Source organism: Rhodopila globiformis (assembly GCF_002937115.1).
GTDB lineage: Bacteria > Pseudomonadota > Alphaproteobacteria > Acetobacterales > Acetobacteraceae > Rhodopila > Rhodopila globiformis.
Genome location: NZ_NHRY01000195.1, coordinates 1 through 23,840, shown reverse-complemented (window position 1 = coordinate 23,840; position 23,840 = coordinate 1). Strand labels below are relative to the sequence as shown.

Annotated in this window: 23 protein-coding genes and 1 pseudogene; 14 read left to right on the top strand and 10 right to left on the bottom strand. The window is 68.5% G+C overall.

Annotated features, from left to right (window positions below):
* A partial coding sequence (locus tag CCS01_RS33810; RefSeq protein WP_204848336.1) for a hypothetical protein occupies window positions 1–273 on the top strand: 273 nt, incomplete at its 5' end.
* A 267-nt stretch (window positions 274–540) separates the two neighbouring features.
* Here the strand turns inward: CCS01_RS33810 and CCS01_RS18085 are convergent.
* Both CCS01_RS18085 and CCS01_RS18080 read right to left on the bottom strand, forming a co-directional pair.
* Window positions 541–1,098, bottom strand: coding sequence for a sugar O-acetyltransferase (locus tag CCS01_RS18085; protein WP_104520173.1), 558 nt, complete (start codon window positions 1,096–1,098; stop codon window positions 541–543).
* The gene (locus CCS01_RS18080; RefSeq protein ID WP_104520172.1) at window positions 1,095–2,234 is read right to left on the bottom strand and encodes a glycosyltransferase family 4 protein; all 1,140 of its coding nucleotides are present in this window, start codon (window positions 2,232–2,234) and stop codon (window positions 1,095–1,097) included. Before CCS01_RS18080 ends, CCS01_RS18085 begins: the two co-directional genes overlap by 4 nt.
* Window positions 2,235–2,313: 79 nt before the next feature.
* Here CCS01_RS18080 and CCS01_RS18075 point away from each other — a divergent pair, with 79 nt between their 5' ends.
* Genes CCS01_RS18075 through CCS01_RS18065 form a run of 3 tightly spaced genes read left to right on the top strand, consistent with a single transcriptional unit; the run spans window position 2,314 to window position 3,669 of the window.
* The gene (locus CCS01_RS18075) at window positions 2,314–2,610 is read left to right on the top strand and encodes a type II toxin-antitoxin system CcdA family antitoxin (protein WP_158258469.1); all 297 of its coding nucleotides are present in this window, start codon (window positions 2,314–2,316) and stop codon (window positions 2,608–2,610) included.
* Window positions 2,600–2,905 (top strand): CcdB family protein, encoded by a 306-nt coding sequence (locus CCS01_RS18070; RefSeq protein WP_104520170.1) that lies wholly within the window; start codon window positions 2,600–2,602, stop codon window positions 2,903–2,905. Before CCS01_RS18075 ends, CCS01_RS18070 begins: the two co-directional genes overlap by 11 nt.
* A 5-nt stretch (window positions 2,906–2,910) precedes the next feature.
* Window positions 2,911–3,669 (top strand): alpha/beta hydrolase, encoded by a 759-nt coding sequence (locus CCS01_RS18065; RefSeq protein ID WP_104520169.1) that lies wholly within the window; start codon window positions 2,911–2,913, stop codon window positions 3,667–3,669.
* Here the strand turns inward: CCS01_RS18065 and CCS01_RS18060 are convergent.
* The 4 genes from CCS01_RS18060 to CCS01_RS18045 all read right to left on the bottom strand — a co-directional run bounded on the left by CCS01_RS18060 (window position 3,625) and on the right by CCS01_RS18045 (window position 7,181).
* Complete coding sequence (locus CCS01_RS18060; RefSeq protein ID WP_104520168.1) at window positions 3,625–4,470, bottom strand: SDR family oxidoreductase; 846 nt, start codon at window positions 4,468–4,470, stop codon at window positions 3,625–3,627. The genes CCS01_RS18065 and CCS01_RS18060 overlap by 45 nt on opposite strands.
* Window positions 4,467–5,216 (bottom strand): ABC transporter permease, encoded by a 750-nt coding sequence (locus tag CCS01_RS18055; protein WP_104520167.1) that lies wholly within the window; start codon window positions 5,214–5,216, stop codon window positions 4,467–4,469. The genes CCS01_RS18060 and CCS01_RS18055 overlap by 4 nt, the downstream gene beginning before the upstream one ends.
* On the bottom strand, window positions 5,213–5,947 hold the full coding sequence (locus CCS01_RS18050; protein WP_104520166.1) for an ABC transporter ATP-binding protein: 735 nt from the start codon (window positions 5,945–5,947) through the stop codon (window positions 5,213–5,215). Before CCS01_RS18050 ends, CCS01_RS18055 begins: the two co-directional genes overlap by 4 nt.
* A 247-nt stretch (window positions 5,948–6,194) precedes the next feature.
* The gene (locus CCS01_RS18045) at window positions 6,195–7,181 is read right to left on the bottom strand and encodes an ABC transporter substrate-binding protein (protein WP_104520165.1); all 987 of its coding nucleotides are present in this window, start codon (window positions 7,179–7,181) and stop codon (window positions 6,195–6,197) included.
* A 65-nt stretch (window positions 7,182–7,246) separates the two neighbouring features.
* On the opposite strand from CCS01_RS18045, the gene CCS01_RS18040 reads away from it, so the two are divergent.
* The 6 genes from CCS01_RS18040 (at window position 7,247) to CCS01_RS18015 (ending at window position 12,403) form a co-directional block, all read left to right on the top strand.
* Window positions 7,247–7,981 (top strand): SDR family NAD(P)-dependent oxidoreductase, encoded by a 735-nt coding sequence (locus CCS01_RS18040; protein ID WP_204848335.1) that lies wholly within the window; start codon window positions 7,247–7,249, stop codon window positions 7,979–7,981.
* Complete coding sequence (locus CCS01_RS18035; protein ID WP_104520164.1) at window positions 7,978–8,667, top strand: SDR family NAD(P)-dependent oxidoreductase; 690 nt, start codon at window positions 7,978–7,980, stop codon at window positions 8,665–8,667. Before CCS01_RS18040 ends, CCS01_RS18035 begins: the two co-directional genes overlap by 4 nt.
* A gap of 292 nt (window positions 8,668–8,959) precedes the next feature.
* Window positions 8,960–10,156: a pimeloyl-CoA dehydrogenase large subunit gene (gene pimC / locus CCS01_RS18030; RefSeq protein ID WP_104520163.1), complete on the top strand. Its 1,197-nt coding sequence runs from the start codon at window positions 8,960–8,962 to the stop codon at window positions 10,154–10,156.
* A 2-nt stretch (window positions 10,157–10,158) separates the two neighbouring features.
* On the top strand, window positions 10,159–11,307 hold the full coding sequence (locus tag CCS01_RS18025; protein ID WP_104520162.1) for an acyl-CoA dehydrogenase family protein: 1,149 nt from the start codon (window positions 10,159–10,161) through the stop codon (window positions 11,305–11,307).
* Window positions 11,304–11,945, top strand: a complete 642-nt coding sequence (locus CCS01_RS18020; RefSeq protein WP_104520161.1) for an HAD hydrolase-like protein — start codon at window positions 11,304–11,306, stop codon at window positions 11,943–11,945. Before CCS01_RS18025 ends, CCS01_RS18020 begins: the two co-directional genes overlap by 4 nt.
* Before the next feature lie 194 nt (window positions 11,946–12,139).
* Window positions 12,140–12,403: a hypothetical protein gene (locus CCS01_RS18015; protein WP_104520160.1), complete on the top strand. Its 264-nt coding sequence runs from the start codon at window positions 12,140–12,142 to the stop codon at window positions 12,401–12,403.
* 714 nt (window positions 12,404–13,117) lie between these two features.
* On the opposite strand, the gene CCS01_RS18010 is transcribed toward CCS01_RS18015, so the two are convergent.
* Both CCS01_RS18010 and CCS01_RS18005 read right to left on the bottom strand, forming a co-directional pair.
* Window positions 13,118–14,716, bottom strand: coding sequence for an FAD-dependent monooxygenase (locus CCS01_RS18010; RefSeq protein WP_104520159.1), 1,599 nt, complete (start codon window positions 14,714–14,716; stop codon window positions 13,118–13,120).
* A gap of 9 nt (window positions 14,717–14,725) precedes the next feature.
* Window positions 14,726–15,490 carry an SDR family NAD(P)-dependent oxidoreductase gene (locus CCS01_RS18005; protein WP_456307607.1) on the bottom strand — a complete coding sequence of 255 codons (765 nt, stop codon included), beginning with the start codon at window positions 15,488–15,490 and terminating at the stop codon, window positions 14,726–14,728.
* A 117-nt stretch (window positions 15,491–15,607) separates the two neighbouring features.
* Between CCS01_RS18005 and CCS01_RS18000 the strand changes: the two genes are divergently transcribed.
* Window positions 15,608–17,503 (top strand): AMP-binding protein, encoded by a 1,896-nt coding sequence (locus CCS01_RS18000; protein WP_104520158.1) that lies wholly within the window; start codon window positions 15,608–15,610, stop codon window positions 17,501–17,503.
* A gap of 614 nt (window positions 17,504–18,117) precedes the next feature.
* Here CCS01_RS18000 and CCS01_RS17995 read toward each other — a convergent pair.
* A complete protein-coding gene (locus tag CCS01_RS17995) occupies window positions 18,118–19,464 on the bottom strand; it encodes an acyltransferase family protein (protein ID WP_158258468.1) in 1,347 nt (448 codons plus the stop codon).
* A 198-nt stretch (window positions 19,465–19,662) separates the two neighbouring features.
* Between CCS01_RS17995 and CCS01_RS17990 the strand changes: the two genes are divergently transcribed.
* Window positions 19,663–20,205 (top strand): cytochrome b, encoded by a 543-nt coding sequence (locus tag CCS01_RS17990; protein WP_158258467.1) that lies wholly within the window; start codon window positions 19,663–19,665, stop codon window positions 20,203–20,205.
* Window positions 20,206–20,586: 381 nt separating this feature from the next.
* Window positions 20,587–21,141, top strand: a complete 555-nt coding sequence (locus CCS01_RS17985; RefSeq protein ID WP_104520156.1) for a hypothetical protein — start codon at window positions 20,587–20,589, stop codon at window positions 21,139–21,141.
* A 312-nt stretch (window positions 21,142–21,453) separates the two neighbouring features.
* On the opposite strand, the gene CCS01_RS17980 is transcribed toward CCS01_RS17985, so the two are convergent.
* Window positions 21,454–23,217 (bottom strand): PHA/PHB synthase family protein, encoded by a 1,764-nt coding sequence (locus tag CCS01_RS17980; protein ID WP_104520155.1) that lies wholly within the window; start codon window positions 23,215–23,217, stop codon window positions 21,454–21,456.
* A gap of 292 nt (window positions 23,218–23,509) precedes the next feature.
* Here CCS01_RS17980 and CCS01_RS17975 point away from each other — a divergent pair.
* Window positions 23,510–23,840, top strand: a pseudogene (locus CCS01_RS17975) (hypothetical protein); the annotation flags it as partial.

The following is a 23,840-nucleotide window of genomic DNA, read 5'->3' as shown; positions in this document are numbered from 1 at the left end:
GCCCAGCCGACGCCCCCTCCCGCCGCCACGCCGAACCGGCCAGCCGCCGCCTCACCCGCGCGGCCCGACGAGGCGGAGCGCCGCGCCATCTGGGCCCGGGCGATGACCGACGTCGCCGCCGAGTGCCACGCCGGCCTCGATCACCTGTCGCCCGCCGAGCGCGCCAAGGAAATGATGCGCATCAACCTGCTGACCGAGAGCGCCAGCGCCCTGGTCGCCGGCATCGCCCCGTCCGCTCCCGGCTCCGCCGCCCCGGCCACCGGTGCGCGATGATCGCGCCGGCGATGGCATGTGCAGACGCTCCCTGTGCGGGAACCGGGAGATCTCGGGGGCGCCGCAAGCCGCATCCCTGCCGCGATTGGTCTGCGGTTCCGCGGTCGTGCGAACCTGGCAGGCGGCGTTCATTGTGCGACCGGCCTTTGCTCCATCAGAGCAAAGCGCTGGCCGGGATTGCAGCCCTCCAGCACGGCCCACTTGGGCGGGTTCATCGGTGGAAACAGGTCATCGGACCAGCCCACTGAATAGCCGCCGATCGGCGGGTTATCGGCTTGCCTGTGCCAACGGGCGGGCCGGATTGCCGGCGACCGTCGCTCCGGCCGGCACGTCGCGCGTCACCACGCTGCCGGCGCCGATGACGACGTCATCGCCGATGGTCACGCCCGGCAGGATGATCGCGCCGCCGCCGATCCAGGCGTTGCGGCCGATACGGACCGGATGTCCGAACTCCAGCCCGCTCCGTCGCGCCGTGGGATCGCGCGGATGGTCCGCGGCGTAGATCTGCACGCCCGGGCCGATCTGCGTGCCGTCGCCGATGGTGACCGGGACGACATCGAGAATCACGCAGTTGAAGTTCAGGAAGACCCGATCGCCCAGGCTGATGTTGCTGCCGTAGTCGCAGAAGAACGGCGGCCGGACTTCCGTGCCATCGCCGGCCGATGCCAGCCGCTCACGCAGCACCGCCAGCCGTTGCGCGGCGGGAAGGCCGGAGCCGGCGTTGTAGCGCGCCATCCACTGCGCCGCCGCGTCCCGCTCGGCCTGCAACTCCGGATCGGCGGCGTCGTAGAGGCCCCCCGCCAGCATCTTCCGCTTCTCGTTCATTCCGTCCCCAGTATCGCCTGGTAAACCGCCAGGGTGGCTTCCTGCATCGCCCGCACCGTCGGCACCGAGGCCCGCGCCCGTTCCGCCACTGCCTGCCGCTCGGCCGGATCGAGGTCCAGCACCATCGCGATCGCCGCCGCCAGCGCCGCGGGATCGCCGGGCGTCACCCGCCAGCCGGTTTCGCCATGCCGCACCGTCTCCACCGGCCCGCCCAGGTCGGAGGCGATCACCGGCCGCGCCATCGCCTGTGCCTCGATGACAACGCGCCCGAACGCTTCCGGCTTCGTCGAGGCGTGCACCACGACATCCGCCAGGCACAGCGCCGCCGGCATGTCGTCGCACTGTCCCACGATCCGCAGCGCGTCGGCAATGCCGAGGCGGCTTGCCTGCTGCTCCAGGTCCCGGGCATAGCGATGGCGGCCCTGGTGCGAGCCGACCAGCACGGCGACCACGTCGCGGCGGCCGAGGTGGGCGATGGCGTCCAGCAGCACCGCCTGGCCCTTCCATCCGGTCAGCCGCCCCGGCAGCATGACGGTGCGGGCACCCACCGGCAGCCGCCATGCGTCACGCAGGCGCGCGATGCGGCCATCGTCGATGCGCGCCGGATCGAACTGCGCCGGATCGACGCCGCGCGGGATGACCCTTATCCGCGCTGCCGGCACGCCGTGCTGCCGCATCACCAGATCAGCGATGTACTGGCTGGCGGCGATGACGATGCGGCCGCGCGCCATCACCGAATTGTAGCGGCGCTTGAGCGGGAACTCCTCGCCATACGCCCCATGATAGGTCGTCACGAACGGCACGCCGGTGCGCCGGCAGGCCAGCCAGGCCGACCACGCGGGGGCGCGGGAGCGGGCGTGGACGAGGGAGATTTTCTCCGCCCGGATCAGCGCCTCCAGCGCGGCGGCGTTACGCCAGATGCCCAGTGGAGACTTCGTCGCCAACGGCAGGATGACGTGGATGCTGCCGGCACGCTCGATCGGCTGCACCAGCGGGCCGCCGGCGGAGGCGACCAGGGACCGCGCGCCGGCTTCGGCGATCGCCTGCGCGATCTCGACGGCACCGCGCTCCACGCCGCCGGTGACGAGGGAGGGAAGGACCTGCAGGATGGCGGACGACTCGGGCAAGGACGACATGCCGCCACCGTATCATGCTTGTTGTGGCGGTGGAGCACGGGTAGCATCACCCGTGTGATTGGACACGGGAGACAGGCCGGTGCGAACCCCGCTGTATGACCACAATGCCAGGCGCAAGACCGTCAGCGTGACATTGAATTCCGATCTGGTTGCCCGCTCCGTGGCGCACGGGATCAACATTTCCCGGGTGGCCGAAGCGGCCCTGATCGCGGCGTTCGAGGCTGCGGAGAAGGCGGCGATCGTCGAAGAGATCAAGGCAGCGGTCCGCTATACAGATGAACTTCTCCGCACCCATGGCTATCCGTTTCCGGAATCCCAGGCCATGTTCACGCCGGATGAGGCGGACGACGAACACCTGAACGACGATGCAGCATGACCTGTTCGCCAATCCCAGCCGCCGGTCACGACCCCTCTATCCACTGATCGTCGCTCTGCAAGCCAATATCGTCGGTGGCGAGAGCGAGATGATCGCGCCATTGACGCCGGTGACGCCAGGCACGCCCATTACCCGCTTGCTGCCGATCGTCGAGCATGGCGGAGGACGGTATGCCGTGATGTTCCCGTTGATGACGAACCTGTCGGCCCGCCTCCTGCGCCACCCCGTCGGCTCGATTGCGCACTACCGGGACGACCTGACCCGCGCATTGGACTGGCTGTTCTTTGGGATTTGACCCGCATGACTGAGACCACCGGCCGCCTCGACCGCGGCAACGGCGCCGAACTCGCCTGGATCCGCCAGGAGGGGCGCGGCCCCACCATCGTCTTCCTGCCCGGCTTCCGCAGCGACATGACCGGCGACAAGGCGACGTCGCTGGCGGCGCTCTGCGCTGAACGCGGCCTGGCGATGCTGCGCTTCGACTATTCGGGGCACGGCGCCAGCAGCGGCAACTTCCTCGACGGCACCATCGGCGCCTGGGCGGCCGACGCATTGGCGGCGATCGACGCGCTCACGGCCGGCAAGCTGATCCTGGTCGGCTCCTCGATGGGCGGCTGGATCGCCCTGCTGGCCGCGCTCGCCCGGCCCGGGCGCGTCGCCGCCCTCATCGGCGTAGCCGCCGCGCCGGATTTCACCCAGCGGCTGATGTGGGACGCCATGGCGCCGCCGGAGCGGGCGGTGCTGGAGCGGGACGGCGTGCTGCATGTCCCCAGCCAGTACGGCGACCCGACGCCGATCACCCTGGCCTTGATCCGGGACGGCGCGCAGCATCGGGTGCTGACCGGCTGCATCCCGATCCACTGCCCGGTGCGCCTGCTGCACGGCCAGGCGGACCCGGACGTGCCCTGGGAACTGGCGCTGGACACCGCCCGCCAACTGGAGACGCCGGACTGCCGTGTCATCCTGGTAAAGGACGGCGACCACCGGCTGTCGCGGCCGTCGGACCTGGCGCTGCTACGGCAGACCGTTGCCGCGCTCCTCGCGCAGGATGGCGCGTAGGCCCTCGCGGTAGGTTGGGTACAGCCAGGACATCCCCAGCGCCGCCTTGGTCTTCGCGCAGGCGATCTTGCGGTTCTCCGACCAGAAGCTGCGGGCCATCGGGCTCATCGTTGCCCAGGCCTCCTCGAACGCGACCTGCGGCGGCGGCGGGACGCCCAGCAGAGCGGCCGCCTCGGTGACCACTTCGGCGCTTTCCGATGGTTCGTCATCGACCAGGTTCAGCACGCGGCGGCCGGCCGGGCGGTCCTGGCGCATGGCGGCGACGACGGCCTGCGCGATGTCGTCGCGATGGATGCGCCCGAACATGTGCCCCGGCTTCACCATCCGCCGCGCCCGCCCCGCCCGCAGCTCATCGAACGCCGATCGGCCGGGGCCGTAGATGCCGGCGAGGCGGAAGATGTCCACGGCGTGGGTGCCGGCGAAGCGGGACCACCCGTCCTCGGCCTCCAGCCGCCGCTGGCCGCGGGGCTGTGACGGGGCGGCCGGCGTGTCCTCGTCCACCCAGGCGCCGCCGCGGTCGCCATATACCACGGTGCTGGACAGGTAGCCGATCCAGCGCAGGTTGGGGGCGGCGGCGATGGCGGCGGCGTAGCGGGGCAGGATGGGATCGCCGTCGGGATCGGTGCCGGCGGTGGAGACGATGTGCGTCGCCGCGGCGATGGCCGGTTCGGCGGCGTCGAAGGCGACGCTGCCGGGCTTGTCGGCGCGCGTCGTGCCGGTGACGGTGAAGCCGGAAGCCGCAGCCGCTCTGGCGATGGCGGTGCCGCTGTAGCCCAGCCCGAAAATCAACAGCCGGTTCATACGCCTCCTCGACGCCGCAGGATGGCCTGGCCGATGGCGCCCAGGCCGTAGTTCAGCAGGATGCCGGCCAGTGCCAACAGCACCAGGGCGGCGAACATGCGCGGGATCTCCAGCCGGAAGCTGGCCTCGAGGATGCGGTACGCAAGCCCCGAGGCGAAGCCGCCCGACCCGGCGACCAGTTCCGCCACCACCGCGCCAACCAGCGCCAGTCCGCCGGAGATGCGCAGGCCGGTCAGGAAATAGGGCAGTGCGGCCGGCAGGCGCAGCAGCCGCATGGTCTGCCAGCGCCGCGCGCCGTACAGGTGGAACAGGTCGTTCAGCTCCGGCGGCGCCGAGGCCAGGCCGCTGGCGGTGCTGGCGAACAGTGGAAAGAACGCGACGATGGTGGCGCAGACCACCAGGGCGAGGAACGGCTGCCCGACCCAGATGATGATCAGCGGCGCGATCGCCGGCAGGGGCGTGACCTGAAGTGCCACCGCCCAGGGCTGGATCGCCGCCTGCGCCAGCCGGCTGGCCGACATCGCCACCGCCATCGCCCCGCCCAGCACCGCCGCCATCGCCAGCGCCGCGAAGGTCACGAACAGCGTGGAGGTCAGGGATTCCAGCAGCCCCACCGGATCGGCCGCGAACGCCTGGACGATCGCGATGGGTCCGGGCAGCACGTACACCGGCACGCCGAGCAGGCGCACCGCCGCTTCCCACAGCGCCAGCGCCAGCAGGCCAAACAGGGCCGGCGCTCCCCTCATGCCAGTGCCGCCTGCATGGCGCGGGAGATCTCCGCGACGAAGGCGGCATAGGCGGGATCGAGCCGCGTCTCGGCGGCCGGTTGCAGGGCGGATGTCATCTCGCGGGCGATCTTACCGGGCCGCGGCGTCATCAGCACGACGCGGCGGGCGAGGAAGGCGGCTTCGTAGATCGAGTGGGTGACGAACACGACGGTGCAGCCCGCCTCCCTCCACACATCCAGCAGATCCGCCTGCAGCTTGTGGCGGGTGAACTCGTCCAGGGCGGCGAAGGGTTCGTCCATCAGCAGCAGGCGCGGGCGGGTGACCAGGGCGCGGGCGATCGACACACGCATGCGCATGCCGCCGGACAGGGCGCGTGGTCGGGCGGTTTCGAAGCCGGTGAGGCCGACGCGGTGCAGCGCGGCGTGGACCATCGGCATGGCTTCGCTGCGGCTGACTCCGCGCAGGCGGAGCGGGAGGAAGACGTTGTCCTCGGCGGTGCTCCAGGGCAGCAGGGTGGCGTCCTGGAAGACGAAGCCGATGTCGCCGGGGGCAGGTGGTCTGCCGTCCCAGAGCATCCGGCCGCTGGTCGGTTGGTCCAATCCGGCGATCAGCCGCAGCAAAGTGGACTTGCCGCAGCCGGACGGGCCGAGCAGGGCGATGAAGTCGCTTTCGTCCAGGCGGAGAGAGGTGTCGCGCAGTGCCTCCACCCCGCCGGGGAAGATGCGGCCGACGTTGCTGACGGTCAGCATGCGGGGGGTGAGGGGGCGTCCCCACTGTCATGGCCGGGACACGCCCCATGGCTATCGGGACAGGGCGTGGGGCGGAGCAACGTCGTCCCTCTATCGTCATGGCCGGGCGTGTCCCGGCCATCCGCTCCCCACCGTCGCAGCGCGGATGGCCGGGACACGCCCGGCCATGACGGATGGGACGGCGGCGGATGAGAAAGAGGCGGAGGGGGCGCCGCCGCTGCGGGCCGTGACAGAAGGCGAGCAACCATCAGTGCTTCATATCCATCCCGACCTTATGATCCACGAACTGCAGCGTATATGCCTTCGTAACATCCAGCCCCTTCGGGTAAAGCCCCAGCCCCGACATGGTCTCATAAAACGCCTTCCAACGCGCCGGACTCATCGCGCCAATCCCCATCGTGGCAGCGTCCCCCGAGTCGACGATACCGTGCTTCTTCATCGACTCGATCCCATACGCGATCAGCGCGTCGCTCATCTCCGGATTCGCCGCCTTGATCAGCTTGTTCCCCGGCGACGGATCGCCATACAGGTATGAATACCACCCCTCGATCGAGGCATCGATAAACCGCTTCACCAGGTCCGGCTGCTGCCTGATCTTCTCGTCCGACGTCAGGATCATGCTGCCGTAGCCCGGGTAGCCGGTATCCGCGACCAGCAGCACCACCGGCTGGAAATGCGCCTCCTGCTCGATTGAGAACGGCTCCGACCCCAAGTAGCCCTGCTGGACCGCGGATTTGTTCTCCAGGAATGGTGCCAGGTTGAAGGTGTAGGGCCGGATCTGGCTGTCGGAATAGCCGTACTTCGCCTTGATGTAGTTCCACCACCCGATCCGCGTATCGCCGCTGATCATGATCGGCTTGCCCTTCAGCGCCGCGAAGCTGTCGTTGCCCTGGCCGGGGTGGGCGATCAGCACCGCCGGGTCCTTCTGGAAGAACACCGCCACGGCGCGGTACGGCACGTTCTCCTTGACCATGTTCATGGCCAGGAACGAATTGCCGGCGATGCTGAAATCCAGCCGCCCGGCGATCAGCAACTGCATATGGTTGACCTGCGGCCCGCCCTCATGGATCGCCACGTCCAGGCCGTGCCGGCTGTAGAGGCCGGTGGCGAGCGCCTGGTAATAGCCGCCGTATTCCGCCTCGGCTTTCCAGTCCAGGCCGAACGTGATCTTGTCGTTGGCGCGGGCGACGCCAGACATAAGCAACAGGCTGAGGATCGCGATCAGGCACCGCATCGTTCGGGTTCCCTTCCTTCTGTTGATTTGATCGCGAGCATGGCAGCGTTGCGCAAGGAGGCAAGATGGGTTCCGACATGAGTTTCGGCCTGGCGGGACGACGCGCCATCGTCACCGGTCACCATGGCGGCATCGGCGCCGCCATCTGCGACGTGCTGTCGCGCGACGGCGCCGAGGTCATCGGCCTCGACCTGCCCGACTTCGACCTCTCGGACACCACCACCCTGCCGCAGCGCCTGCGCTACGTGATCGCCGCGCACGAGCCGATCGATATCCTGGTCAACAACGCCGGGGTGACGGTGCTGGGCACGGTGGTGGAAACCCCGCTGGCCGAGGTCGAGCGGGTGTTCAGCGTCAACTTCCTCGCCGCCTACGCCCTGATGCAGGCGGTGCTGCCGGGCATGGCCGAGCGGCGGCGCGGCGCCATTGTCAACATTGCGTCAGACCAGGCGCTGATCGGCAAGCAGGTCAGCGCGGCCTACGGCGCGTCCAAAGCCGCGATCGCGCAATTGTCGCGGTCGGCCGCGCTGGACTGGGCGCGGTTCGGCATCCGGGTCAACTGCATCGCCCCCGGCAGCACCGAGACGGCGATGCTCGCCACGGTTATCGGCGACCTGGCGGCGCGGTATCCGGAGCGGTTCCCGGCCTCCTCGGCCGACGCCTACAAGGCTGGCGTGCCGCTGGGCCGCTTCGCCGCGCCGTCGGAGATCGCCTCGGCGGTGGCGTTTCTCGCCTCTGACGCGGCATCGTTCATCACCGGCGTGGTGCTGCCGGTCGATGGCGGCGGGACGGCGCAATGAGGCGCGCCGTCGTTACCGGCGGCACGCGCGGCATCGGCCGGGCCACCGCCGATCGGCTGCGGGAGGAAAGATGGGAGGTGCTGGTGCTGGCACGGCAGCCGGCGGAGACGCCGCACCGCTTCGCCGCCTGCGACGTGGCGGATGCGGACGCGGTGCGGGCGGTGTTCGGCGGGCTCGACCGGGTGGACGCGCTGGTGAACTGCGCCGGGATCGCCGGGACCAACCGGCTGGATGGCGACGACGCGCTGTGGCACGCGATCATCGGTTCCAACCTGCACGGCACCTATCACTGCTGCAAGGCGGCGCTGCCGCTGCTGCCGGACGGCATTGGACGGATCGTCAATATCGCCTCGGTGCTTGGGCTGCGCGGCGTGCCGGACCAGACGGCGTACTGCGCCGCCAAGCACGGAGTCGTGGGGTTCACCCGCGCCCTGGCGATGGCGCTGGCGCCGCGCGGGATCACGGTGAACGCGCTGTGCCCCGGCTGGGTCGATACCGGCATGGCGGCGCAGCGCTACCGCGAGCTTGGGATCACGCCGGACCAGGCTGCCGCCGGCGTGCCGACCGGCCGGGTCGCTTCGCCACAGGAGGTCGCGGATGCGGTCGTCTGGCTGCTGCGGCCGGACTCCCGCGGCATCACCGGTCACGCCCTGCCGATCGACGGCGGCGGACTGGCCTTGCCGTGAAGGACCGCTGTGATAAGGCGGTCTCGCTGGCGCCGACAGTCGGGCGTACCCCCATGGGTATCAGGGTAGGGGGATTGGCGGAGAAGGATTTGGCGCCTGGTCCGTTGCCTCACCGTCGTGGCCGGGCGTGTTCCGGCCACGACGGTGAGGGACCGGCCATGACGATAGGGCAACCGTTGCTGCCAGTTCCCGCCGTCGCGGTACCGGGGCCAACGGCCGGCCAACTTACCGGCGACGATTTGACGTCATGCATCTGCCCCTCTAACGAAACAGGCACAATAAGGAGCCGTCCATGGACCTGAATTTCACCAAGGAGGAAATCGCCTTCCGAGACGAAGCGCGCCACTTCTTCCGCACCGCCATTCCGGAATCCATCCGCGCCAAGGTCGCCGAAGGCGAGGGCCTGACCCGCGACGACATGATCACCGCGCAACGCATCCTGAACGCGCGCGGCTGGGCCACGCCGAACTGGCCGGTCGAGTGGGGCGGGCAGGACTGGTCGCCGGTGCAGGTCTATCTCTACCAGGACGAGATGCAGCAGGCCAACTGCCCGTCGCCCATCGCCTTCAACACCAGCATGGTCGGCCCGGTGATCGCGCAGTTCGGTAACGAGGAGATGAAGCGCCGCTTTCTGCCGGCCACCGCCAATGCCGACATCTTCTGGTGCCAGGGATTCTCGGAGCCCGGGTCCGGCTCCGACCTGGCTTCGTTGCGCACCAAGGCGGAGCGCAAGGGGGACAAGTACATCGTCAACGGCCAGAAGATCTGGACCACCCTGGCGCAGTACGCCGACTGGATCTTCTGCCTTGTCCGCACCGATCCCGCGGCCAAGCAGCAGGAGGGCATTTCCTTCCTGCTGATCGACATGAAGACCCCGGGCATCACCGTCCGGCCGATCGTGACGATGGACGGCGGGCGCGAGGTGAACGAGGTGTTCTTCGACAACGTGGAAGTGCCGGCGGAAAACCTGGTCGGGCGGGAGAACAAGGGCTGGGATTACGCGAAATTCCTGCTCGGCAACGAACGCACCGGCATCGCCCGCGTCGGCAACTCCAAGGCCAAGATCGCCCGCATCAAGGAGCTTGCCGCGCTCGAGTTCGCGGGCGAACAGCCGCTGATCCAGAACGCCCGCTTCCTGGAGAAACTCGCCGCGGTGGAAGTGGAATTGAAGGCGCTGGAAATGACCCAGCTTCGCGTCGTGTCCGATGAAAGGAAGCTGGAAAAGGGCAAGCAGAATCCCGCATCGTCGATCCTGAAGCTGAAAGGCTCGGTGATCCAGCAGCAACTGACGGAACTGCTGATGGAGGTCGTCGGCCCCTACGTCATGCCGTACCAGCGCGAGTTCGACGGCAAGAACGAGCCGATCGTCGGGCCGGAGTACGCGACCGAGGCCGCGCCGATGTATTTCAACTACCGCAAGGTATCGATCTACGGCGGGTCGAACGAAATACAGCGCAATATCATCGCCAAAGCGATTCTGGGGCTCTGACCATGGATTTCGACCTGTCTGAAGACCAGCGCCTGCTGAAGGAAAGCGTCGACCGGTTCATTACGGACCAGTACGGCTTCGAGCAGCGCAAGAAATACATGCGCGAGCCCGCCGGCTACAACCCGGCGATGTGGGACCAGATCACCGAAATCGGCCTGCTCGGCCTGCCGTTCGAGGACACACTGGGCGGCTTCGGCGGCGGCGGCGTGGAAACCGCGATCGTCATGGAAGCCTTCGGCCGCGGCCTCGTGCTGGAGCCCTATTTCGCCACCGTCATCCTGGGCGGCGGCCTGCTGCGCCGGGCGGCGCCGGAGGCCACGCTCGGCGCCCTGGCCCCGCGCGTCGCGGGTGGAAAACTGAAGCTGGCGTTTGGGCATGTCGAGCGGCACTCCCGCTATGACCTGGCGGATGTCACCACGACGGCACGCAAGGATGGTTCCGGGTATGTCCTCAATGGCGCCAAGAGCGTCGTCATCCACGGCGATGCCGCCGACAAGATCCTGCTGACCGCCCGCACTGGCGGCGAGCGGCGGGACCGCGCCGGCATCGGCCTGTTCATGGTTGATCCGACGTCGCCGGGGGTCGCGCGCCGCGGCTACCCGACGCAGGACGGCCTGCGCGCGGCGGAAATCACCCTGGACAACGTGCGCGTCTCCGCCGGCGACGTGCTGAACGACAACGCGCTGCCGCTGATCGAGCATGTCGTGGACGAGGCCATCGCCGCCCTGTGCGCCGAGGCCGTCGGCGCGATGCAGGTGATGCAGGACCTGACTTTGGAATACCTGAAAACCCGCAAGCAGTTCGGCCGCCCCATCGGATCGTTTCAGGTGTTGCAGCACCGATCCGTGGACATGCTGGTGGCGCTGGAACAGGCCCGCAGCATGGCGCTGTTCGCCGCGGTGATGGCCGAGGAAACCAACCCGATCGAGCGCCGCAAAGCCATCTCCGCCGCCAAGGTGCAGATCGGCCGCTCGGCGCGGCACCTGGGGCAGGAGGCGATCCAGCTGCACGGCGGCATCGGCATGACGAATGAATATGCAGTCGGTCATTACTTCAAGCGCGTCACCATGATCGACCAGATGTTCGGCGACGCCGACACGCACCTGGCCTTCCTCGCGCGGCACGGCGGCCTGTTCGGCCGGGCCGCTTGAGCCGCGCGGTTCTGCTCGACCTGGACGGGACCCTCGCGGATTCCCGTCCGGGCATCGAGGCAAGCTTCCGCTTCATGCTGTCCGAACTGGGGCACGATCCGGACGCCATCGGCGACATGTCCTGGGCCGTGGGGCCGCCGATCGGCGTGTCGATCCGGAGGTTGCTGGAGACGTATCAGGATGACCGGGTCGATCTTGGCACCGCGGTGTATCGCGCCCGGTACTCCGAAGTTGGTCTGTACGATTGCTCGATCTATCCGGGGATCGAGGCCATGCTTCAGGCGCTGACCAACGCCGGACGCAGGCTGTGTGTCGCGACATCGAAACGACGGGATTTCGCCGAGCGCGTCGTCGATCATCTCGGCCTGCGCCATTTCCTGCCGGTGGTGTACGGCGCGCTGCCCGGCGGCGGGCTGGACGACAAAAGGGAGATGGTCGCAGACCTGCTGCGCGTCGAGGGCTACGATCCCGCCGCCACCACCATGGTCGGCGACCGCCTGCACGACATCCACGCCGCCCAGGCGAACGGCCTGCGCTCGGTCGGCGTGCTGTGGGGCTACGGCGGGCGCGAGGAATTGCAGGCGGCCGGCGCCGGCACGCTGGCCGCGACGCCGGCCGAGGTCGTCGGACTGGTGTAGCCGTCGGCGAGGCGGCCGCACGCCAGCGGCGCCGGGTCAGGCAGGCAGCCGCTTCCGGTCCCGATACGTTGCCGGACATCCGGCACGTACTGGATGACAGGAATGTCAGCACCCGGTCATCTGACGGGCTTCAAGTCCCATTCGCCGACGCCATATGATGAATTCTGATTCATCAGTTCCGCTCGGAGGTTTTCATGCGACTGCAATTTTTTGCTGTGGCTGGGCTGGCGATCGGTTTGTTCGCCGCGACACCGGTGCTGGCGCAATCCAAGCCTGATGAAACCAAGCCGGACACCCAGGCCGCGACGACGCAGCAGCCCGGCGGCGACGCCGCAGCCGATCAGGACTCCGGATCCGCGATGGGTGCGACCAAGCAGCACACGCAGGCCGGGGCGAATTTCCGGCCGCCGGTGTATGGCACGCCGTACAGGGATCAGAAGGAAGGTTTCAAGCAGTAATACCAATCGCCCGGATCAGTGCCCGTCCTGCGTAGCGCTGTCATGACCGGTTCCCGCGGGTCCGGACAGCGCCGCCGAACATGAACATGACAAGCGCCAGTTTCGCCAGGCAACGTCCGCGACGAGGCAGGGTGGCTGAAACCAGAGAACATTTGTGTTCATTCGTGTTCATTTGTGGTTGCATTCATGCGGCCATCCGGCACTTCCGTCAGGCTGAGATCGCTTTGTTTGCAACCACAAATGAACACGAATGAACACAAATGGCGATCGTGACGATTGCGGTCCTTCGACGTGACCCACCCGAGCCAGACGGCTGGTATAATACGGCTCCGGGAAAATTCTGGCTGATTTCCACGGCTGTTGGTGCGGCCTGCGTTGGCCTGACCTGCGTTGGCCTGAAGAGTGACGAAAACCGACAATGTGCCCCGGGAATCGTATAAAACCGCCGGCCTTGACCCGCCTTGACGTTAAAATCACGGGATAGGTGCACGAGCGTTCCCACCACGTCATGGTGGGCGAAGCATGTCCCCGGCGAAGGCCGGGGAGCCCTCCACCCATGCCTTCCTTGGTTTCAGCACCGCCCGGCATGACGGGATAGCAAGCGCCGCCGCCATTATGATGCCAATGGGGCTTGCCCCGGGCAGCCGGTACGACGGAACCGCAACGATCGCGCCGGGCGGCCTCCCCCGGCTGGCTACTCTCCCGTCGCCGCCGTCAGCCCCGATCCGCAGCGCCGCCAACCACCTTCCGCAGCAACGCCGCCACGTCCGCCGGCGCGGCATCGCCGGTCCAGGCGACGAACTGATCCGGCCGCACCAGGACCAGCGCCGCACCGTACCGCTCCCGCCCGCCGTCGCGGCTGTCGGTGACGATCTTCAGTGGCAGTTTCATCGCCTCGGCCGCCTTCTCGAACGCCGACATCACGCTTTGATCGATATCGAAGGCCAGCAGCGTGAACCCGTTGCCGAGGTCATCGAACACCGTCCCGCCGTCCGACATCGGCTGTGGCGCCATGTGGTGCCCGGGCCGGGCGATGAACATGTGCGAGCCGACGGCGCTGCACCGCCCGTCCGGCGGGCCGTCGACGATGGCTGAGCCCTCATAGTTCGGCTCGAACAGGTCCACCTCGGACCTCGCGCCGGACTGCCGCTCCTCCCACACCGCCTCGAACGCATCGAGGTCCCGGTCCGGGCTGAAGGCGGCGAGAAAATCCCGGTCCACCCGGATCGACGTCTCGATGAAGTCGCGCGCCGTGGAGGCGAACACCGGCTGCCGCTCGGCACTGTAGCTGTCCAGCAGTCCGGCGCCGCCCCAGCCCTTCAGCACCGCGGCCAGCTTCCAGCCCAGGTTGCGGACGTCCTCCAGCCCGGTATTCACGCCATAGCCGCCATAGGGCGGATGGCTGTGCGCGGCGTCGCCGGCGATGAACACGCGGCCGCTGCGGTAGGTGTCGGCGGTGGCGAAGCGCAGGTCCCAGAAGCCGATATGCTCGAACTCGATGGCGAATTCGGCGCCGACGGCGCGGTGCAGGTAGGCGCGGAAGTCGAAATTGTCCTTGCGCGTGCCCGCCGGCACCGGCGCGTGGAAGAACCAGGTGGTGCCCAGGTCCACCCGGCCGAAGAACTGCCAGTAGCCCTCCAGTTCCGGCGTCAGCACACAATAGTACGACTTGCCGGGATAGCGCTCCAGCAGCGCGTGCAGTTCCGGCGCGCGGAATACCAGCAGCACCATCAGGCGGTCATGGTCGACCAGCGTCTGGGTGATCTGCGCCCGGTCGCGCACGATGGAATGCGCGCCGTCGCAGCCGACGATATAGGCCGCCCGCAGCCAGCGGCGGCCGGGGCCGTTGCGCTGCACCACCGCGACCGAGACGCCGCCGTCGTTCTGCACCACTTCCTCGGCCTGCCAGCCGAACAGCGTCTCGACCGTCGGCAGTTCCGCGATCCGGCGGCGCATCACCGCCTCGGTCTCGTACTGCGGCAGGCGTTCGTTGGCGGTGGCGTAGAAGTCACGCACCAGGTCGCGCTGCAGCCAGTCGTAAGTGTATTTGCCCAGCAGCGTGCCATAGGCCGTCAGCCCGCCGATGCCGTAGGAGGCCGGGATCGTCCGCGCCGCCCGCACCTGGTCCTCGATGCCCCAGTGCAGGAAGTGCTCCATGCTCCGCTGCGTCAGGTTCTGCCCCTTGGGGATGCGGCGCGGCTGCAGGTAGCGTTCAACCAGGCAGCAGGCGATGCCGCGCTGCCCAAGTTCAATGGCGAGGCCGAGCCCGACCGGGCCGCCGCCAACGATAACGACTTGGTGCGTGTGGTTCATTGTTGCCTCCTAGCGCGGCGGCATCCGGAACGCACCATCCAAACGAATGACCTCGCCATTCAGGAACCGGTTGTGGACGATGTGCGCCACCAGGTCCGCGAATTCCGCGGGACGGCCGAGCCGGGACGGGTAGGGGATGCCGGCGCCGAGACTGGCCTGGATGTCCGGCGGCAGGCCGTCGACCATCGGCGTCTGGAACAGCCCGGGCGCGATCGTCACCACCCGCACGCCGACGCGTGCCAGTTCGCGCGCCGCCGGCAGGGTCAGGCTGACCACCCCGCCCTTCGACGCCGCATAGGCGGCCTGGCCGATCTGGCCTTCATAGGCGGCGATCGAGGCGGTGTTGACGATGACGCCGCGCTCGCCTTCCTCCAGCGGGTCCTGCTCCGCCATCTCGGCGGCGGCGAGGCGCAGCATGTTGAAGCTGCCAATCAGGTTGACACGGACGACGCGCTCGAACGAGTCGAGCTTCAGCGGCCCGTCGCGGCCGACGATGCGCCCGGCGGTGCCGATGCCGGCGCAGTTGACCAGGATGCGGACCGGGCCATGCGCGGCGCGGGCGGCGGCGAAGGCGGCCTCGGCCGAGGCGGCGTCGGCGACGTCGCAGGCGATGGCCGTGCCGCCGATGGCCCGGGCGTGCGAGTCCGCGGCGTCCCGGTTGATGTCCACCACCGCCACCTTCGCGCCCAGCGTCGCCAGTTGCGCCGCGGTCGCCGCGCCGAGGCCGGAGCCGCCGCCGGTGACCACCGCCGCCAGGTCTTTGATCTGCATCATGTCGTCCTCCATTTTCGGGCAGCAGAAACCATCGACTGATCCGCGGCGCAAGACCATCTTGACCACCAAACGGTCCGGCCTGAAAAGCGGCAGATTTCCGAAGGGGGACGCACCATCATGACCAACGCCCAGAGCTACGACGAAGCCTACGCCGACTGGATCCGCGACCCCGCCGCCTGGTGGGCGTCCGAGGCCTATGGCATCACCTGGGACAAAAAGTGGGACAAGGCATTCGATCCCGGCATGGGGCCGTACGGCCAGTGGTTCGCCGGCGGGATGCTGAACACCTGCTACAACTGCCTCGACCGCCACGTCGAAAACGGCCGCGGCGAGCAGGCGGCGCTGATCTGGGACAGCCCGATGACCGGGCAGGTCAAGACCTTCACCTACGCCGAGATGCTGGCCCGCACGGAAAAGCTGGCCGGCGCCCTGGCGGCATTGGGCGTGGGCAAGGGCGACCGGGTCGTCATCTACATGCCGATGGTGCCCGAGGCGGCGGTCGCGATGCTGGCGACGGCGCGGCTGGGCGCGATCCACTCGGTGGTGTTCGGGGGCTTTGCCGCCGCGGAACTGTCCACCCGCATCGCCGACGCCAAGCCGAAGGTGATCGTCACCGCCTCCTGCGGGCTGGAGCCCGGCCGGGTGGTGAAATACAAGCCGCTGCTGGACGCCGCGATCGCCATGTCGTCGCACAAGCCGGACGCCCTGCTGGTGCTGCAGCGCCCGCAGGCCGAGGCGACGATGATCGCCGGCCGCGACCACGACTTCGAGGCCGCTGTCGCCGCCGCCGCGCCGCATGGCTGCGTACCGGTGCTGGCGACCGATCCGCTGTATATCCTCTATACGTCAGGCACCACCGGCAAGCCCAAGGGCGTGGTGCGCGACAACGGCGGCAACGCGGTGGCGCTGTGGAACTCCATGCGGATGATCTACGGCGTGGACGCCGGCGAGGTGTGGTGGACCGCCTCCGACGTGGGCTGGGTGGTCGGGCACAGCTATATCGTCTACGGCCCGCTGCTGCGCGGCTGCACCACCGTGATGTACGAGGGCAAGCCGGTCGGCACCCCGGACCCCGGCGCGTTCTGGCGGGTGATCGCGCAGCACAAGGTGAAGGTGCTGTTCACCGCGCCGACGGCGATGCGCGCGATCAAGCAGCAGGACCCCGAGGGGACTTTCGCGAAGAAATACGACCTGTCCTCGCTGGACGCGCTGTTCCTGGCCGGCGAGCGCTGCGATCCGCCCACCGCCGTCTGGGTGAGCGAACTGCTGGGCAAGCCGGTGGTGGACCATTGGTGGCAGACCGAGACCGGCTGGGCGATCACCGCCGGCTTCCGCCAGTTCGGGCTGTTCCCGTTCCTGCCGGGCTCCGGCGGGCGGCCGTGCCCGGGCTATGACCTGCACGCGCTGGACGACGCGGGCCAGGAACTGCCGCGCGGCGAAACCGGCAACCTGTCGATCCGCCTGCCGCTGCCGCCCGGCTGCGGCCCGACGCTGTGGCAGGACGACGCCAACTACAAGCGGTCGTACCTGTCGGACTTCCCCGGCTGGTACCGCACCGGCGACGCCGGCATCGTGGACAAGAACGGCGACGTCTGGGTGATGGGCCGCACCGACGACATCATCAACGTCGCCGGGCACCGCCTGTCCACCGGCTCGATGGAGGAGGTGCTGGCCGCGCACAAGGACGTCGCCGAGTGCGCGGTGATTGGCGCCAAGGACGAGCTGAAGGGCCAAACCCCCATCGGCCTGGTGGTCCTGAAGGCCGGCGTCGATCGGCCGCACGCCGAGGTGGCGGCGGAGCTGGTGGCGCTGGTGCGCGAGCGCATCGGGCCGGTGGCGGCGTTCAAGGACGCGCGGGTGGTGCCACGCCTGCCGAAGACCCGGTCCGGCAAGATCCTGCGCGCCACCATCCGCAAGATCGCCGACGGCGAGGAAGCCGCGGTGCCGCCGACGATCGAGGATCCGGCGGCGCTGGACGAGATGCGGGCGGCGTTGGGGGTAGGCGTGGCGTAACGCCAGCGGCCCGAAGGGGCGGCTGGCGCCTCACCGTCATGGCCGGGCTACAGCAAACCGCAGGTCGGTTGGGACAGGGCGACGGTGCACCTCACTCGTCATGGCCCGGCTTGTCCGGGCCACCTGTCGCGGCACACGTGCTGGAATAGGTGGCCCGGACAAGCCGGGCCATGACGATGAAGACAGGCCGTCTGCGTCCCAACTAACGTGCGGTCTGCTGTAGTCCGTACGAGCGCTAACCCAGGCGGTCGGGCACGGCGCGCGGGCCGTCCCGTCGTCATGGCGGCCGCAGGGCCGCCATCCACGCCTTACGGTGCTGATACAGGCGAAGGCGTGGATGGTGGGCCTTCGCCCACCATGACGTAGTGGGAACGACTGTGCCGCATGCCACACCAGGTTACAGCAGACCGCAGGTTGGTTGAGACAGGGCGACGGCGCACCTCACTCGTCATGGCCCGGCTTGTCCGGGCCACCTGTCGCGGCACACGTGCTGGAATAGGTGGCCCGGACAAGCCGGGCCATGACGATGAAGACAGGCCGTCTGCGTCCCAACTAACCTGCGGTCTGCTGTAGCGTCGATGCGGCTTGTACAGACCATGGCGATACAGGAACAATCACGGTGCGACCGCGGTCGTGTCCCGGGCGGCCGAGGCGGCACCGGACACCCCGTCGGCAATCCGCTGCCTGCCCCATGGCTGTCCGGACGCCTGCCCGTCCGGCAGCACGATCACCTTCCGCGCCACCCGGTTCACCTGCCGCAGCCACAGCTCATCCACCCGGGCGAAGGCATAGGCGACGGCCAGCAGTGCCGGCACCGTCCCGACCGCCGCGACCGCCAGCGCCATGGCGTGCGGCAGGCTGGCGCTGGCGGCCAGGAACAGCCAGCACGACAGCGAGCACAGCAGCGGGAAGTGGAACAGGTAAACCGGGAACGACAGCCGCCCCAGCAGCCGCCCCACCGACGAGGCCAGCACCCGCCCGGCCCGTTCGCTGCCCAGCAGCCCGACGATCAGCAGCACGCTGCCCAGCGTCTGCACCCAGATCTGGTCGTAGCGACAGTCCGAGGCGTGCGGCAGGAAGCCCAGCCAGGCGTACAACCCGCGGGGTTCAATGTAGCCGAACAGCAGCAAACCCACCCCCAGGCAGGCCGGGGGAGCCCAGCGGGGCAGGGCCAGCATGCCGCGCGCATTCGCCCAGGACAGCGCCAGCCCGGCGACGAAGGCAACCAGCCGCGGCTCCACCCACTGCGTCGCCAGCGCGGCAAGCAGCAGGGCCACGGCGCCCGCCCGCGGGCGAGACCGCCAGATCACCAGGCCGAGCGCGAAGGTCAGCAGGCTGCCGAGCAGCTCGTCGCGCATCGTCCAGAACACCGGGTCGTACATGTCCGCCGGCCGCACGAAGGCGAACACCGACCCCTCCAGCACCGCGCGCAGCAGCGACGGGTGCAGCTGCCCGCCGGCATCGCCGCCGCCGAAGGTCGCCAGCCAATTGGACTGGGTCAGTTCGCCGGCTCTGCGGTAGTGGTACAGACCAAAATGGAACAACAGATACGAGCCGATGGCCGCGAGAACCATCAGTCCAACCAGGCGGAACCATCGCTTCGCCGCGGCGCGCAGCACGACCTCGATCCGTCCCGAGCGGAAATAGGCCAGCGGCAGCACATAGCCCGACAGCACGAAGAACAGCATCACCGCGCCCGGGCCATCCAGCAGCGCGAAGGCCGGGCTGCCGACGATCCCCGCGTGCGGGTCGAACGGCGGCACGATGCCGATCCGCTGCGGCGTGAAGCCCAGGGCGAAGTGCCAAGCCACGACGATGACGGCGGCGACGCCGCGCAACCCGTCCAGTTCGACGAGTTTTCCGCCCGAGCCGGTGGCAGGAGGGGAAGGGGAGGCCGCACGTTCCGGCGGACCGGCACGGCAGGACGACCCTGCCGCCAGCAACAATCGGTCATGGTACATAGGGGGTGCAACGCCGGACGCGCCGGCGTGTTCGCCGGCCCTGATCACGAAGCGTTCGATGCCACTACTTGTAATTGGTCGGCAATAACGGGCCGTCGCCGCGGCCAATATTGCCATCTCGAACAAAGCACGGAAACAGGCTACACAGTGTCACGCGGCGTTTACGTCGTTGTCCGGCAACACTCTGGAGGTATGTTCATGCAGCCTGTCAACCCAAGCGCAACCCGATATGACAAGATAACGATCCTGTTCCACTGGCTCGTGGCGTTGCTGATCGCCGTGCAGTGGATCGTGGCGCTCTCGATCGACGAGTTCCCCAAGGGCCCGCTGCGGATCGACGCACGCTCGGTGCACATCACCGGCGGCGTGATCCTGGGCGCGGTCCTGGTGCTGCATATCCTCTGGCGGCGCAGTTATGGCCGGCAATTGCGGCCCGTCGGCACCCGCCTGACCATCCTGCTGGCAAGTTTCGTCCACGGAGCGCTGAATGCCCTGACCGGCGTCATGGTGCTGCTCGGCCTCACCCTGGCTTCGGCGCGGGGCGACACCTGGTTCAACCTCTTCACCATTCCCTCCTTCGCGCCCGGCAACAAGGCGCTCGCCGAGCAGATTGCCGACGTTCACGGCACGATCGGGATCATCATCCTGGCCCTCGCTGCCTTGCACGCGGCGGCTGCGCTGTTCCACCAGTTCGTCTGGAAGGACGGCGTGCTGGAGCGCATGCGGCTGTTCGGCCGCTGATGCCGTGGCCCTCGGCGTGCCGCAGGGCAGGCCGGGGGTACCTGGGACGAGGTTCGCAATCGCGTCCGGCCTGGCGGCCGATCGTCCGCGCCTCATCCGTTCCCCAAGGTCCGATTGGTATGACGGCAGGCGCCTACGCCGCCACAGTGCGGCAGTCCAATATCGATCACGGCGGTACCGTGTTTCCCGCCCGGCCGGGAAGCGCGCCGCCGCCCAGGCGCCCTGCTCGCTGACCCGGCCCGGGCGTTCGCGGCGGCCAGCATCCTCCGGCACATGCGTCGATAAGGCGTTCCACTCCGCGTGAGGGCCATTGGCCGGCATGCGCCGCAACGCCACATGGGGCTGTGCCGCTTACGGCAGCAACACGGATGGATGGCTGCGATGCGTGGCTTCCGGACCCTCGTCCTGCCGGTCCTTTGCCTGTCCGCCTGCGCCAGCCGGGTGCCGACGCCGGCGACCCCATATCTGCCGGCCGGCGTCTATGGCACGCATGAGGACACCGACGTCGGCGCGATCAACCAGTCCGCCTGGGCGTTCTCCTCATCCGAGAACACCCGCGGCAACCCGGCGGCAGCGGCCAGGGCGGTGGTCGCGCTGGAGTACCTCTCCGGCGAACTGCAGGACAATCCCCGATGGGATGGTATGGACGCGGCGACCAGGCTGGACATGGTGCAGGCGCGGGATGACCTGCGCCGGATTCTCGGCATCCGTCCGGACGCGCCGCCACAGCTTGTGGTGAACGCGCTGCTGCAACTGGCCTCCGGCCTGCAGTCCGGCAACAGGAACGCGGTCGCGCAGGCGCTGGCGTCGCCGGTGTTCACCAATCCGCCGAAGCAGACGATGGCGGTCCTGTCCGACCTGCCGTACGACCAGACCGCCAATTTCGCCACCGCCCGGGCCGAGGCGGAAAGCTTCCCGATGGGCGGCATGCGCTGAGTGAGGGGAAAACAAACCGGCGGCCTGGCCGGTTGCCTTGTCGTCATGGCCGGGCGTGTCCCGGCCATCCACCCCCCCATCGTCTGTGCGCAGGTGGCCGGGACACGCCCCATACGCGCTAACTTAGGGACGGCCGTGGCGCACCGGCCCTTCCGCGTCATGGCGGGCCTTCGCCCACCATGACGTGGTGGGAACGACCGTGCCTCATGCCCCGCTATGTTAGCGCTCATGGGGACGCCCGGCCATGACGATGAGGCGACGACCGTCTGCCGCGGACCCGCTCGATAGCCGCCGGGAGCCCGATACTGCCCCCTACGCCAGCAGCCGCACCTGCACATAGCTGCCCGGCGCGTCCTCGATCACCGGCAGCTTGCCATCGCCCGGCTGTCGCGCCGGGACCTGCGCCCGGCTGGAGGCCTGGATCCAGCGATGCCAGTCGCCCCACCACGACCCCGCCATCTCGGTCGCGCCCTGCAGCCAGGCCTCCGGGTCGGCCGGCAGGTCCTTGTTGATCCAGTGGCCGTACTTGCCGCCATCCGGCGGATTGACCACGCCGGCGATATGGCCCGACGCCGCCAGCACGAAGCGCTTCGGCCCGCCCAGCAACTGCGTGCCGCGATAGGTCGATTTCCACGGCGCGATATGATCCTCCCGCGTGGACAGGAAATACGCCGGCGTTTTGATCTTCCGCAAATCGATCGGCACGCCCACCAGTTCGATGCCGTTCGGCTCCTTCAGCAGGTTCTCCTGGTACATCTTGCGCAGGTAGAAGCTGTGCATCCGCGCCGGCATGCGGGTGGAATCGGCGTTCCAGTAGAGCAGGTCGAACGGGAACGGATCGTTCCCCATCAGGTAGTTGTTGACCACAAACGACCAGATCAGGTCGTTGGCCCGCAGCATGTTGAACGTCGTGGCCATCTCGCTGCCTTCGAGGTAGCCGCGCTTGTTCATCTTGTCTTCCAGCGACTGCAACTGCTCTTCGTCGATGAAGACGCCCAGCTCGCCGGCCTCCTGGAAGTCCATCATCGTCACGAAGAAGGTCGCGGTCTTGATCCGGTCGTCGCCCTTCGCCGCCATGTAGGCCAGGGTCGAGGCCAGCAGCGTGCCGCCCAGGCAATAGCCGATGGCGTTCACCTCCCGCTCCCCGGTCGCCTGCTCGATCGCGTCCAGCGCGGCGAGGTAGCCCTCGGTCATGTAGTCCTCGAAGCCCTTCTCGGCCAGCCGCTCGTCCGGGTTGACCCAGGAGATGACGAAGACCGTATGGCCCTGGCCCACCGCCCAGCGGACGAAGCTGTTCCGCGGCCGCAGGTCGAGGATGTAGAACTTGTTGATCCAGGGCGGGCCGATCAGCAGCGGGCGTTTGAGCACCTTCTCGGTGGTGGGCGTGTACTGGATCAACTGCATCAGGTCGTTCTGGTAGACCACCTTGCCGGGCGTGACGCCGATGTTCTCGCCGACGTTGAAGGCGTCGAAGTCGGTCATCTTGATGTGCAACTGGCCCTTGCCGCGCTCCAGGTCGCTCAGCAGGTTGTTCAGGCCCTTCAGCAGGTTCTCGCCACCGGTTTCGGCGGTCTTGCGCAGCACTTCCGGGTTGGTCAGCACGAAGTTCGACGGGCTCATGGCGTCGATGAACTGGCGGGCGTAGAAGTCGACCTTCTGCGCGGTCTTGGCGTCCAGGCCGTCCACGTGGGCGACGACGTCCTGCACATAGCGCGCCGACAGCAGGTAGGACTGCTTGATGAAGTCGAAGACCTCGTTTTCCTTCCAGGCGTCGTCGCGGAAGCGGCGGTCCCCGGCGGGCGGGTCGATCACCGGCGCGGCTGGCATGCCCATGATCCGGCGGGTGGTGTTCTGCCAGAGGGTGACGTAGTCCTGCCAGAAGCCCAGTTGCGCCTGCATCAGCCGGGCCGGGTTGGCCATCAGCCGCGTGGTCATCTCCATGAACGCCCGCCCGATGTTCAGCGGATCTGCTGCGTGGTCCTCCATCGGCTGGCGCTTCAGCCATTCGGCGACGAGTCGCTGGGACCGTTCGGCGATGTCGGCCATCGAGCGCCCGACGACGGCCGGATCCGGCATCTTGAACGCGCCCGTGTCGAGGCCGGGAATGCCACCGGTGGGCCTGGGGGCGGGGGACGCACCCGCAATCTTATCATTGGCAGACATCGAGACATCCTTTGCGTCGGCGACACCAGCGGCTACACAGGCCGCCGCGTATCGGGAACGGACCCAGCATATGGTGGCTAGTGTGAGAGGCGCGCAACCTAGGGGCGCCACAAAAGCGGTTCAAGTCGTGTGTTTCACCGGCATTCGTGGCGGATTGGTGGCGGCTGTGGCCGGCATGCTGGCCGGTTGTTCCAGCAGCAGTTCGATGAACCCGGTCAACTGGTGGCATCAGGCGGAGGGTGGCGAGATCGCCAAGCAGCGTCCGGCGCCGCCGGGCGCCAACGAGCCGTACCCCAGCCTGGCCAGCGTGCCGGCCAAGCCGGCGCCGCCGAACATGGACGAACTGAAGAAGCTGACCGATTCGCTGATCGCGGACCGCACCAACGCTCAGCACGCGGCGCAGGCGGCGCCGCTGGCGGATCCGTCCTCACCCAGCGCGTCGCCGTCGCTGTTCGGCGTCGGCACCGCGCCGCCGCCGCCCCCGGCATCGGCCGCGCCGTCCGCGCCGCCGGCCGGCGGGTCCACGCCGGCGGCAA

Excerpts from the sequence above, each read along its gene's own strand:
- CCS01_RS18085 (WP_104520173.1), bottom strand. The coding sequence starts at position 1,098 with ATGAACGAGAAGCGGAAGATGCTGGCGGGGGGCCTCTACGACGCCGCC.
- CCS01_RS18080 (WP_104520172.1), bottom strand. The coding sequence starts at position 2,234 with ATGTCGTCCTTGCCCGAGTCGTCCGCCATCCTGCAGGTCCTTCCCTCC.
- CCS01_RS18070 (WP_104520170.1), top strand. The coding sequence starts at position 2,600 with ATGCAGCATGACCTGTTCGCCAATCCCAGCCGCCGGTCACGACCCCTC.
- CCS01_RS18065 (WP_104520169.1), top strand. The coding sequence starts at position 2,911 with ATGACTGAGACCACCGGCCGCCTCGACCGCGGCAACGGCGCCGAACTC.
- CCS01_RS18060 (WP_104520168.1), bottom strand. The coding sequence starts at position 4,470 with ATGAACCGGCTGTTGATTTTCGGGCTGGGCTACAGCGGCACCGCCATC.
- CCS01_RS18055 (WP_104520167.1), bottom strand. The coding sequence starts at position 5,216 with ATGAGGGGAGCGCCGGCCCTGTTTGGCCTGCTGGCGCTGGCGCTGTGG.
- CCS01_RS18050 (WP_104520166.1), bottom strand. The coding sequence starts at position 5,947 with ATGCTGACCGTCAGCAACGTCGGCCGCATCTTCCCCGGCGGGGTGGAG.
- CCS01_RS18045 (WP_104520165.1), bottom strand. The coding sequence starts at position 7,181 with ATGCGGTGCCTGATCGCGATCCTCAGCCTGTTGCTTATGTCTGGCGTC.
- CCS01_RS18040 (WP_204848335.1), top strand. The coding sequence starts at position 7,247 with ATGGGTTCCGACATGAGTTTCGGCCTGGCGGGACGACGCGCCATCGTC.
- CCS01_RS18035 (WP_104520164.1), top strand. The coding sequence starts at position 7,978 with ATGAGGCGCGCCGTCGTTACCGGCGGCACGCGCGGCATCGGCCGGGCC.
- pimC (WP_104520163.1), top strand. The coding sequence starts at position 8,960 with ATGGACCTGAATTTCACCAAGGAGGAAATCGCCTTCCGAGACGAAGCG.
- CCS01_RS18025 (WP_104520162.1), top strand. The coding sequence starts at position 10,159 with ATGGATTTCGACCTGTCTGAAGACCAGCGCCTGCTGAAGGAAAGCGTC.
- CCS01_RS18015 (WP_104520160.1), top strand. The coding sequence starts at position 12,140 with ATGCGACTGCAATTTTTTGCTGTGGCTGGGCTGGCGATCGGTTTGTTC.
- CCS01_RS18010 (WP_104520159.1), bottom strand. The coding sequence starts at position 14,716 with ATGAACCACACGCACCAAGTCGTTATCGTTGGCGGCGGCCCGGTCGGG.
- CCS01_RS18005 (WP_456307607.1), bottom strand. The coding sequence starts at position 15,490 with ATGATGCAGATCAAAGACCTGGCGGCGGTGGTCACCGGCGGCGGCTCC.
- CCS01_RS18000 (WP_104520158.1), top strand. The coding sequence starts at position 15,608 with ATGACCAACGCCCAGAGCTACGACGAAGCCTACGCCGACTGGATCCGC.
- CCS01_RS17995 (WP_158258468.1), bottom strand. The coding sequence starts at position 19,464 with ATGTACCATGACCGATTGTTGCTGGCGGCAGGGTCGTCCTGCCGTGCC.
- CCS01_RS17990 (WP_158258467.1), top strand. The coding sequence starts at position 19,663 with ATGCAGCCTGTCAACCCAAGCGCAACCCGATATGACAAGATAACGATC.
- CCS01_RS17985 (WP_104520156.1), top strand. The coding sequence starts at position 20,587 with ATGCGTGGCTTCCGGACCCTCGTCCTGCCGGTCCTTTGCCTGTCCGCC.
- CCS01_RS17980 (WP_104520155.1), bottom strand. The coding sequence starts at position 23,217 with ATGCCGGATCCGGCCGTCGTCGGGCGCTCGATGGCCGACATCGCCGAA.